Below are 9,692 nucleotides of genomic sequence, written 5' to 3' on the forward strand. Positions count from 1 at the left end.
TCGCGCTCCGTATAACGATCACGCAGTGTGAACTACCTCACGGCACCAACGGGCATTCCCGCGCGGACTACCATCACCACATGACCTGTGTGCTGCTCGCCGAGGACGACCCGGCGATCTCCGAACCACTCGCCCGGGCCCTGCGCCGCGAGGGCTACGAGGTGCTCGTCCGCGAGGACGGTCCGTCCGCACTGGCCGCGGGGCTCGGGGAGGAGGTCGACCTGATCGTCCTCGACCTCGGCCTGCCCGAGATGGACGGGCTGGAGGTCTGCCGCCGGCTGCGCGCGGACGGCCGCAGCTGCCCCGTCCTGGTCCTCACCGCCCGCGCCGACGAGGTGGACACGGTGGTCGGCCTGGACGCCGGCGCCGACGACTACGTCACCAAGCCGTTCCGCCTCGCCGAGCTGCTCGCCCGCGTCCGGGCCCTGCTGCGGCGCGGCAACGTCGACCAGCTCACCACCGGCGCGCACGGCGTCAAGATCGACATCGAGTCGCACCGCGCCTGGCTCGGCGAGGAGGAGCTCACCCTCTCCGCCAAGGAGTTCGAGCTGCTGCGGGTGCTGGTCCGGGACGCCGGCCGGGTGGTCACCCGCGAGGAGATCATGCGGCAGGTCTGGGACACCACCTGGTGGACCTCCACCAAGACCCTGGACATGCACATCTCCTGGCTGCGCAAGAAGCTCGGCGACGACGCCGCCAACCCCCGCTACATCGCCACGGTGCGCGGGGTGGGCTTCCGGTTCGAGAAGAATTAGCCCCGCCAGGGGCGGCAACCACCAAGGGGAGCGGCAGCGTGAAGCGCCGGATGATCAACTCGCTGCTGTGCGTCGTCCTGGTCGTGGTCGTGGTGTTCTGCGTCCCGCTCGCCCTGGTCGAGAAGCGCACCATCGTCAACGGCGCCCAGGACCGGGTGGACGCCGCCGCCGTCCGGGTGCTCGCCCTGGTGGAGAGCCGGCTCGCCGCCGGGGAGCCGGTCACCGGCGACAAGTTCGCCAACCAGGTCTCCGCGGGCCAGTACGTCGAGGTCGACATCCCCGGCCAGGGCATCGTCGCCAGCGGCAGCCGGCCCGACAGCACCCACCTGCTCAAGGCCGTCGAACGCGGCGCCAGCGGCGAGACCGTCACCGTCGAGCAGTCCCGCGAGGCGGTCGACCACGAGATCGCCAACATGCTGCTGCTGCTCGGCGTGGTCGCGCTGCTCGCCGTGCAGGCCGCCGTCGCCCTCGCCGTCTGGCAGGCCAAACGGCTGGCCCGCCCGCTCACCGACCTCGCCGAGACCGCCGAACGGCTCGGCTCCGGCGACCCGCGCCCGCGCGACCGCCGCTACGGGGTGCCCGAGCTCGACCGGGTCGCCGAGGTGCTCGACACCAGCGCCGAGCGGATCGCCCGGATGCTCACCGCCGAACGCCGGCTCGCCGCCGACGCCTCGCACCAGTTGCGCACCCCGCTCACCGCGCTCTCCATGCGGCTGGAGGAGATCACCGCGCTCGCCGAGGAGCCGGAGACCGTCAAGGAGGAGGCCACCATCGCCCTCCAGCAGGTCGAACGGCTCACCGACGTCGTCCAGCGGCTGCTCACCACCCAGCGCGACCCGCGCAGCCCCACCGCCGTCGCCTTCGACCTCGACGACGTGGTCAAGCAGCAGGTCGGGGAGTGGGGGGCGTCGCTGCGCGGCACCGGGCGGGTGCTCCAGGTCGAGGGCCTGCGCGGGGTCACCGCCGTCGGCACCCCCGGCACGGTCGCCCAGGTGCTGGCCACCCTGATCGAGAACTCGCTGATGCACGGCGCCGGCACCATCACCCTGCGGGTGCGGCCGTCCGGCACGTCGGTGGTCGTCGAGGTGCAGGACGAGGGCCCCGGGGTGCCGGCCGAGCTGGGCAACCGGGTCTTCGAGCGCGCGGTCAGCGGCCGCAACTCCACCGGCATCGGCCTCGCCGTCGCCCGTGACCTCGCGGAGGCGGACGGCGGGCGGCTGGAGCTGCTCTCGCTGCGGCCGGCGGTGTTCGCGCTCTTCCTGGCCCGCAGCCGGCGCGACGGGTGAGCCCGGACGCAGGGGGGAACGGCGTCAGAGCCTGGTGTCCCGGACCACGTCCAGGTCAGTGAAGGTGGGCGGCGCGTCGCAGAGCGCGACCATCTCGCGGTAGATCCGGTCGGTCTCCGGCAGGCCCGAGTTGCGCATCGCGGCCTCGTAGGACGGGAACTCGACGATCTCCACCACGTGCCGCGGGTCGGAGCGGTCGGTGGCGACCATCGCGTGGTCGACGGTGCGCCGCCCCTCAGTCTGGTCGGCCCAGCGGTCCAGCAGGCCGTTGAACTCGTCGACGTGGTCGGTGCGGCAGTCGATGATCTGGACGAAGGTCATGGCGAGCCTCCTGGGGTCCCCCGCGGCCTCGATCGTTCGCCGGCCGTGCTCGCCCTCCGTCACCACTGTCCTCCCGGGACGGCCACGACGGCAACCGGGGGAGCGGGGCGGGCTACTCGGCCTTGGCGTACCGGATCTGCTCGGCGGCCAGCATCAGCTCGGCCTGGGCGACCACGCCGTCGGCCGGAGCGCCCTGGGCGGCCTCGGCGCGGGCCGCGGCGAGCTGCTCCTCGGTCGGCTCCGGGACGGCCTTGAACACCCAGGTCCGGTACGAGATGAAGCGGAACACCGTGCCGAGCCCGAGGCCGCCGACCTTCGCGGCCACCTGCTGGACGTGCGAGGAGAGTCCCAGCACGTACACCGAGAAGCCCAGCACACCGGTCTCGATCAGCATGCCGGCGCCGCTGAACACCAGGAACAGGGTGATCTCCCGCTTGCGCGAGGCGGCGTCGCGGTCCCGGTACAGCCAGTAGCGGTAGCCCAGGTAGTTGGTGGCGATCGCGACCAGGGTGGCGGCGATGTTGGAGCGCAGGGAGGCCAGGTGCAGACCGTTGAGGCAGACCCAGAAGACGGCGAAGTTCACCACGACACCGCTGAGGCCGACCAGGCCGAACTTCACCGCCTCGCCCGACAGGCCGCGCAGTTTCTGCGCCAGCGAGGGTTCCGACGCCGTGGTCGTCGCCATACCGGGCTGCCTCCGTGTGCCTGTGTGCCTGCGGACGAAAGGACGCCGACGGCCTGAGTGCTGTCAACCCCTTGAGCCCTGCGTGCACGCACATGATCGGATCGCGCATATCAGGACCTGGCCGACCAGGCTACCCGGTTCCACCGATCGGCTCAGCCCCTCCGTCGCGTGCATGTGGGCCCGTCCTCAGGGACGCGGCTGCGCGGGGAGCGGTTCCACGGCCTCCGACCGGCCCGGATATCCTGGCGGGGTGACTTCCCCGGGCAACGCGAATTTTCCAGTGGTTGGCATGATCGGCGGCGGGCAGCTTGCCCGCATGGCACACCAGGCGGGCATCCCGCTCGGGATCCGGTTCAAGCTCCTTGCCGACACTCCCCAGGACTCGGCGGCGCAGGTCGTCTCCGACGTCGTCCTCGGCGACTACCGCGACCTCGACACCCTCCGGCGCTTCGCCGAGGGCTGCGACGTGATCACCTTCGACCACGAGCACGTGCCGACCGAGCACCTGCGGGCCCTTCAGGCCGACGGCGTCGCCGTCCGGCCGGGCCCGGACGCGCTGGTCAACGCCCAGGACAAGGGTGTGATGCGGGCCAGGCTCGACTCCATCGGCGTCCCCTGCCCCCGGCACCGGCTCGTCGCCGACCCGGCCGACGTGACCGCCTTCGCGAACGAGGGCGCCGGGTATCCGGTGGTCCTGAAGACCGTCCGCGGCGGTTACGACGGCAAGGGCGTCTGGGTGGTCGGCGACGAGGAGGAGGCCGCGGCCCCGTTCCTGGCCGGCGTCCCGGTGCTCGCCGAGGAGAAGGTCGACTTCGTCCGCGAGCTGGCCGCCAACGTGGTCCGCTCGCCCAGCGGCCAGGCCGTGGCCTACCCGGTGGTGGAGAGCGTCCAGGAGAACGGCGTCTGCGCCGAGGTCACCGCCCCCGCGCCGGACCTCGACCCGGCCCTGTCCGACGAGGCCCAGCAGCTGGCCCTGCGGATCGCCGGCGAGCTGGACATCACCGGCCACCTCGCCGTCGAGCTGTTCCAGACCCGCGACGGCCGGATCCTGGTCAACGAGCTGGCCATGCGGCCGCACAACTCGGGGCACTGGAGCCAGGACGGCGCCGTCACCTCGCAGTTCGAGAACCACCTGCGGGCCGTCCTCGACCTGCCGCTCGGCGACCCCCGGCCGCGTGCCAAGTGGACCGTCATGGTCAACGTCCTGGGCGGCGACTACCCGGACATGTACCACGCCTTCCTGCACTGCATGGCCCGTGACCCCGGCCTGCGCATCCACATGTACGGCAAGGACGTGAAGCCCGGCCGCAAGGTCGGCCACGTCAACGTCTTCGGGGACGACCTCGACGACGTCCGCGAGCGCGCCCGCCACGCGGCCGCCTACCTGCGAGGAACGATCACCGAATGACCTCTCCCGCCACTCCGCTCGTCGGCATCGTCATGGGCTCGGACTCCGACTGGCCCGTGATGGAGGCCGCCGCCCAGGCCCTCGACGAGTTCGAGATCCCCTACGAGGTCGACGTCGTCTCCGCGCACCGGATGCCGCGCGAGATGGTCGCCTACGGCGAGAACGCCCACAAGCGCGGGCTGAAGGCGATCATCGCCGGCGCCGGCGGCGCCGCCCACCTGCCGGGCATGCTCGCCTCGGTCACCCCGCTGCCGGTGATCGGCGTTCCGGTGCCGCTGCGCTACCTGGACGGCATGGACAGCCTGCTGTCGATCGTGCAGATGCCGGCCGGCGTGCCGGTCGCCACCGTCTCGGTGGCGGGCGCGCGCAACGCGGGCCTGCTGGCGGTGCGGATGCTGGCCGCCTTCGACCCCGAGCTGACCGAGCGGATGACCGACTTCCAGGCCGAACTGAACGGCCAGGCCACCGAGAAGGGCAAGAAGCTCCGGGCCAAGGTGGCGGGTTCCTCCTCCTTCGGCTTTGGAAAGTAGTCAAATCGGATAGAACAGCTCGTATGACCTCTGAGCTGTTGGACTCCACCCCCGCTCTGCTGGAGCGCGCCAAGGCCGTCCTCCGCGCCACCCCCGTGGTGGACGGTCACAACGACCTCCCCTGGGCGATGCGCGAGCAGGTCGGCTACGACCTGGACGCGCTCGACCTGGCCGCCGACCAGAGCGCCAGACTGCACACCGACCTCGCCCGCCTCACCGCGGGCGGGGTCGGCGCGCAGTTCTGGTCCGTCTACGTGCCCAGCCGGCTCGCCGGGGACCATGCCGTCAGCGCCACCCTCGAACAGATCGACTTCGTCCACGCCCTGGTCGGCCGCTTCCCCGACCGGCTGCGGCTCGCGCTCACCGCCGACGACCTGGAGGCCGCCCGCGCCGAGGGCCGGATCGCCTCCCTCATCGGCGCCGAGGGCGGCCACTCCATCGACTGCTCGCTCGCCACCCTGCGCGCCCTGTACGCGCTCGGCGTCCGCTACCTGACGCTCACCCACAACGACAACACCCCGTGGGCCGACTCCGCCACCGACGAGCCCGCCGCGGGCGGCCTCACCGCCTTCGGCGAGGAGGTCGTCCGGGAGATGAACCGGCTCGGCATGCTGGTCGACCTCTCGCACGTCTCCGCCGACACCATGCGCGACGCCCTGCGGGTCAGCGAGGCGCCGGTGCTCTTCTCGCACTCCTCCGCGCGCGCCGTCTGTCCCCACCCGCGCAACGTCCCCGACGACGTGCTGGCCCGGCTCGCGGACAACGGCGGCGTCGCCATGGCCACCTTCGTGCCCAAGTTCATCCTGCCCGCCGCCATAGAGTGGACCGCCGCCGCGGACGAGAACATGCGCGCCCACGGCTTCGACCACCTCGACACCACCCCCGCCGCGATGGACTGCCAGCGCGCCTTCGAGCAGGCCAACCCGCGCCCGGTCGCCACGGTCACCACCGTCGCCGACCACCTCGACCACATGCGCGAGGTCGCCGGCATCGACCACATCGGCATCGGCGGCGACTACGACGGCACCGCCTTCCTCCCGGACGGCCTCGACGATGTCGCCGGCTACCCCAACCTGGTCGCCGAACTGCTGCGCCGCGGCTGGTCCGCGACCGACCTCGGGAAGCTCACCTGGCACAACGCCGTCCGCGTGCTGCGTGACGCCGAGGCCGCCGCCACCCGGCTCCGCGCCGGGGGCCGCACCCCGTCCCTCGCCACCCTCAGCGGCCCGCGCGGACTCGACGGCTGACGGCTGACGGCGGGCGGGGCGGCCGGGGCGGTCTGGCGGGGGCGGGGTCAGTCCAGCAGCGGGATCTCGATGGCCGGGCACTTGTCCATGACCATCTCCACCCCGGCGGCGGTGGTCCGCTCGTACGCGGCCTCGTCCACCACGCCGAGCTGGAACCAGACCGCTCCGGCCCCGGCCGCCACGGCCTGGTCCGCGACCTCGCCCGCCAGTTCGCTGTTCACGAACACGTCCACCACGTCGACCGGGAACGGGATCTCGGCGAGCGAGCGGTAGCCCTGCTCGCCGAGGACCGTCTCGGCCTTCGGGTGGACGGGCACGACCCGCTTGCCGTAGCGCTGCAGCACCCGCGCCACGCCGTACGCGGCGCGGGCGGTGTTGGTGGACAGGCCGACCACCGCCCAGGTGTCGCCCTTGGCGGTGAGGATGGAGCGGACCGTCGCTTCGTCGCCGTAGTTCGTCATGGTCGGGGCAACGAGCGGCCGGCGCGGGGGATTCCCCCGGGGCCCGGGGTCAGCTCGGGCGGCCCAGGGCGCGGTAGGTCCAGCCGGCGGCGCGCCAGGCCTCGGCGTCGAGGACGTTGCGCCCGTCGAGCAGCCGGCGCTCGGCGACCACGGCGCCCAGCCCGGCCGGGTCGAGCCGGCGGAACTCCTGCCACTCGGTGAGGTGCAGCACGACGTGCGCGCCCTCGGCGGCCTCCAGCGCGGAGGGCGCGTAGGCGAGGCTCGGGAACATCTTGCGCGCGTTGTCCATCGCCTTGGGGTCGTAGACGGTGACCTGCGCGCCCTGGAGCTGGATCTGGGCGGCGACGTTGAGCGCGGGCGAGTCCCGGATGTCGTCGGAGTTGGGCTTGAACGCGGCGCCGAGGACGGCGACCCGCCGGCCCAGGAAGCCGCCGTCGCACTGCTCGCGGGCCAGCTCGACCATCCGGGAGCGGCGGCGCATGTTGATCGAGTCGACCTCGCGCAGGAAGGTCAGCGCCTGGTCGGCGCCCAGCTCGCCGGCCCGGGCCATGAACGCCCGGATGTCCTTGGGCAGGCAGCCGCCGCCGAAGCCCAGGCCGGAGTTGAGGAACTTGCCGCCGATCCGCTCGTCCAGCGCGAGCGCGGCGCTCAGCTGGGTGACGTCGGCGCCGGCCGCCTCGCAGACCTCGGCCATCGCGTTGATGAAGGAGATCTTGGTGGCCAGGAAGGAGTTGGCGGCGGTCTTCACCAGTTCGGCGGTCGCGTAGTCGGTGACCAGGAACGGCACGCCGGCGGCGATCGGCTCGGCGTACACCTCGCGCAGCAGCCGCTCGGCGCGCTCGCCGCGGGCGCCGATCACGATCCGGTCCGGGCGCAGGGTGTCCTGGACGGCGAAGCCCTCGCGCAGGAACTCCGGGTTCCAGGCGAGTTCGGCGTCCTCGCCGACCGGGGCCAGCGCGGCCAGCCGCTCCGCCAGCCGGCTCGCCGAGCCGACCGGCACGGTGGACTTGCCGACCACCAGCGCCGGGCGGGTCAGATGCGGGGCCAGCGCGTCGATCGCGGCGTCCACGTACGACATGTCGGCGGCGAACTCGCCCTTGCGCTGCGGGGTGTTGACGCAGACGAAGTGCACGTCGCCGAACTCGGCGGCCTCCTGGGCGGAGGTGGTGAACCGCAGCCGCCCGGTCGAACCCTCGTGCCCGGCCACATGCTTGAGCAGCAGTTCGGACAGGCCCGGCTCGTACATCGGGACCCGGCCGGCCGTCAGTGTGGCGATCTTCTCCGGGTCGATGTCCAGCCCCAGCACCTCGAAGCCGAACTCCGCCATGGCGGCGGCGTGGGTGGCGCCGAGATAGCCGGTGCCGATCACGGAGATGCGGAGGGTCACGGTATTCCCTTCGGGCGGGCGTCGGGCGGCACGGCTCCGGGTGGGAGCCGCGCCCACCGATGCTATCCGGCCGACGGGGGAGGACCCAGACGGTCGCACGGGCCCCGGTTTCGGCCGTTGTCCGGGAAGCCCGGCGCACGGGCCCGGGGCGGCGGCACAATACGCCCATGGAGGCGGAGGACGAACAGCCGAACGAGCCCGGGCGGCGGCCGGAACCCTCCGGGCTGAGCCTCTTCGAGCCCAGGGAGCGGCAAGGGGAGAAGCCGGGCGAGTCCGACGGCGAACCGGAACCGGCGGGCCCCGGTGCCGAGCCGCCGTCCCGCCGCCGGCGCACCCGCCGGGTGCTGCTCTGGACCCTCTCCACCCTCCTGGTGCTCGTGATCGGCGGCTGCGGCGCCCTCTGGTGGACGGCCGAGCACTACGCCTCCTCCGTCCACCGCATCCCGGACGCCTTCCCGAGCGTGCCCGAGTCCGCCCAGCCGAAGCCCGTCCCGGGCAGCGGACTCAACCTCCTGCTGGTCGGCCTGGACGCCCGCTCCGACACCCCCGCCACCGGCAGCGCCGCCAAGGCCCCGGCCTGGCGGGCCGGCGCGGCCCGCAGCGACACCATGATGCTGCTGCACCTCTCCGAGGACCGCCGCTCCGCCACCCTGGTCTCGCTGCCCCGGGACACCTGGGTTCCGGTGCCCGGCCACGGCGAGGCCAAGCTGAACGCCGCCTACTCCTGGGGCGGCCCGGCGCTGATGACCGAGACCGTGCAGAACCTCACCGGCATCCGCGTCGACCACCTCGCCGTGATCGACTGGAACGGCTTCCGCGCCCTCACCGACGCGGTCGGCGGCGTCGACATCACCGTGCCGCGCACCATCGAGGGCGTCGGCGAGGCCCGCGCCTGGGAGGCCGGCACCCACCACATGGACGGCGCCACCGCGCTGCTCTACGTCCGGGAGCGCTACGGCCTGCCCGGCGGCGACCTCGACCGCACCAGGCGCCAGCAGAACTTCCTGCGGGCGCTGATGCTCAAGGTCATGGACTCCGGCACGCTCACCAGCCCCGCACGGCTCGGCGGCCTGCTGGGCACGGTCGGCGAGGTGGTCAGCGTCGACGACCGGCTCTCCAACACCGACCTGTACCAACTCGCCTGGAGCCTGCGCTCGCTGCGCGCGGACGACGTGCGCTTCCTGAACGCGCCGTTCGGCGGCTACGCCACCCGGGGCGAGCAGAGCGTGGTGCTGCTGGCCGACCTCCCCGCGGAGCGGCTCTGGGAGGCGATCCGCAACGACCGCACGGAGCAGTACTTCCGCGAGCGCCCCGCCGGCGACACCCTCGGGGCCGACGTCGACTGATCTAGGCAGCCGCAGGTCGGAGGCCTAGGATCTACTTAACGGTAATTAACCGGTGCCACAGCGGCACGACTCTCCGAAGAGGCAGGCATCATGGCGGGCAGCGCAGGGGCGGCGGACTTCGACCTCTTCCGGGTCTCCGAGGAGCACGGGATGCTGCGGGAGGCGGTGCGCTCGCTGGCCGAGGCGAAGATCGCTCCGTTCGCGGCGGAGGTGGACGAGGAGGGGCGGTTCCCGCAGGAGGCGCTCGATGCGTTGCAGGGCAATGA

10 protein-coding genes and 1 pseudogene are annotated in these 9,692 nt (G+C 72.8%); 7 read left to right on the forward strand and 4 right to left on the reverse strand.

Annotated elements, in window-relative coordinates:
* Positions 1 to 80: 80 nt before the first annotated feature.
* Together ACFZBX_RS35420 and ACFZBX_RS35425 are read left to right on the forward strand one after the other, a co-directional pair.
* Complete coding sequence (locus tag ACFZBX_RS35420) at positions 81 to 755, forward strand: response regulator transcription factor (RefSeq protein ID WP_344329242.1); 675 nt, start codon at positions 81 to 83, stop codon at positions 753 to 755.
* 38 nt (positions 756 to 793) lie between these two features.
* Positions 794 to 2,041 (forward strand): ATP-binding protein, encoded by a 1,248-nt coding sequence (locus ACFZBX_RS35425; protein ID WP_391537923.1) that lies wholly within the window; start codon positions 794 to 796, stop codon positions 2,039 to 2,041.
* 27 nt (positions 2,042 to 2,068) lie between these two features.
* On the opposite strand, the pseudogene ACFZBX_RS35430 reads toward ACFZBX_RS35425, so the two are convergent.
* Together ACFZBX_RS35430 and ACFZBX_RS35435 are read right to left on the reverse strand one after the other, a co-directional pair.
* Positions 2,069 to 2,362: pseudogene (locus ACFZBX_RS35430) on the reverse strand (ester cyclase); the annotation flags it as partial.
* A gap of 112 nt (positions 2,363 to 2,474) precedes the next feature.
* On the reverse strand, positions 2,475 to 3,047 hold the full coding sequence (locus ACFZBX_RS35435) for a GtrA family protein (protein ID WP_391537924.1): 573 nt from the start codon (positions 3,045 to 3,047) through the stop codon (positions 2,475 to 2,477).
* 289 nt (positions 3,048 to 3,336) lie between these two features.
* Here ACFZBX_RS35435 and ACFZBX_RS35440 point away from each other — a divergent pair, with 289 nt between their 5' ends.
* Genes ACFZBX_RS35440 through ACFZBX_RS35450 form a run of 3 tightly spaced genes read left to right on the forward strand, consistent with a single transcriptional unit; the run spans position 3,337 to position 6,232 of the window.
* Positions 3,337 to 4,455 (forward strand): 5-(carboxyamino)imidazole ribonucleotide synthase, encoded by a 1,119-nt coding sequence (locus tag ACFZBX_RS35440; RefSeq protein WP_391537925.1) that lies wholly within the window; start codon positions 3,337 to 3,339, stop codon positions 4,453 to 4,455.
* Entirely contained in the window at positions 4,452 to 4,985 is a 534-nt protein-coding gene (gene purE / locus ACFZBX_RS35445) for a 5-(carboxyamino)imidazole ribonucleotide mutase (protein ID WP_391537926.1), read from the forward strand. Before ACFZBX_RS35440 ends, purE begins: the two co-directional genes overlap by 4 nt.
* 23 nt (positions 4,986 to 5,008) lie before the next feature.
* Positions 5,009 to 6,232, forward strand: coding sequence for a dipeptidase (locus tag ACFZBX_RS35450; protein WP_391537927.1), 1,224 nt, complete (start codon positions 5,009 to 5,011; stop codon positions 6,230 to 6,232).
* 47 nt (positions 6,233 to 6,279) lie between these two features.
* Here the strand turns inward: ACFZBX_RS35450 and ACFZBX_RS35455 are convergent, their stop codons facing one another.
* Both ACFZBX_RS35455 and ACFZBX_RS35460 read right to left on the reverse strand, forming a co-directional pair.
* Positions 6,280 to 6,693, reverse strand: a complete 414-nt coding sequence (locus ACFZBX_RS35455) for a CoA-binding protein (RefSeq protein WP_391537928.1) — start codon at positions 6,691 to 6,693, stop codon at positions 6,280 to 6,282.
* A gap of 49 nt (positions 6,694 to 6,742) precedes the next feature.
* Positions 6,743 to 8,080 (reverse strand): UDP-glucose dehydrogenase family protein, encoded by a 1,338-nt coding sequence (locus ACFZBX_RS35460; RefSeq protein WP_391537929.1) that lies wholly within the window; start codon positions 8,078 to 8,080, stop codon positions 6,743 to 6,745.
* A 167-nt stretch (positions 8,081 to 8,247) separates the two neighbouring features.
* On the opposite strand from ACFZBX_RS35460, the gene ACFZBX_RS35465 reads away from it, so the two are divergent.
* Together ACFZBX_RS35465 and ACFZBX_RS35470 are read left to right on the forward strand one after the other, a co-directional pair.
* Positions 8,248 to 9,426 (forward strand): LCP family protein, encoded by a 1,179-nt coding sequence (locus ACFZBX_RS35465; RefSeq protein ID WP_391537930.1) that lies wholly within the window; start codon positions 8,248 to 8,250, stop codon positions 9,424 to 9,426.
* Positions 9,427 to 9,516: 90 nt separating this feature from the next.
* Positions 9,517 to 9,692 (forward strand): acyl-CoA dehydrogenase family protein (locus tag ACFZBX_RS35470; protein WP_391537935.1); only part of this gene is annotated, 176 nt, incomplete at its 3' end.

The organism is Kitasatospora sp. NPDC008115 (assembly GCF_042957205.1).
GTDB lineage: Bacteria > Actinomycetota > Actinomycetes > Streptomycetales > Streptomycetaceae > Kitasatospora.

Coding starts and splice junctions, on each gene's coding strand:
- ACFZBX_RS35465 (WP_391537930.1), top strand. CDS start 8,248: ATGGAGGCGGAGGACGAACAGCCGAACGAGCCCGGGCGGCGGCCGGAA.
- ACFZBX_RS35440 (WP_391537925.1), top strand. CDS start 3,337: ATGATCGGCGGCGGGCAGCTTGCCCGCATGGCACACCAGGCGGGCATC.
- ACFZBX_RS35420 (WP_344329242.1), top strand. CDS start 81: ATGACCTGTGTGCTGCTCGCCGAGGACGACCCGGCGATCTCCGAACCA.
- purE (WP_391537926.1), top strand. CDS start 4,452: ATGACCTCTCCCGCCACTCCGCTCGTCGGCATCGTCATGGGCTCGGAC.
- ACFZBX_RS35435 (WP_391537924.1), bottom strand. CDS start 3,047: ATGGCGACGACCACGGCGTCGGAACCCTCGCTGGCGCAGAAACTGCGC.
- ACFZBX_RS35450 (WP_391537927.1), top strand. CDS start 5,009: ATGACCTCTGAGCTGTTGGACTCCACCCCCGCTCTGCTGGAGCGCGCC.
- ACFZBX_RS35455 (WP_391537928.1), bottom strand. CDS start 6,693: ATGACGAACTACGGCGACGAAGCGACGGTCCGCTCCATCCTCACCGCC.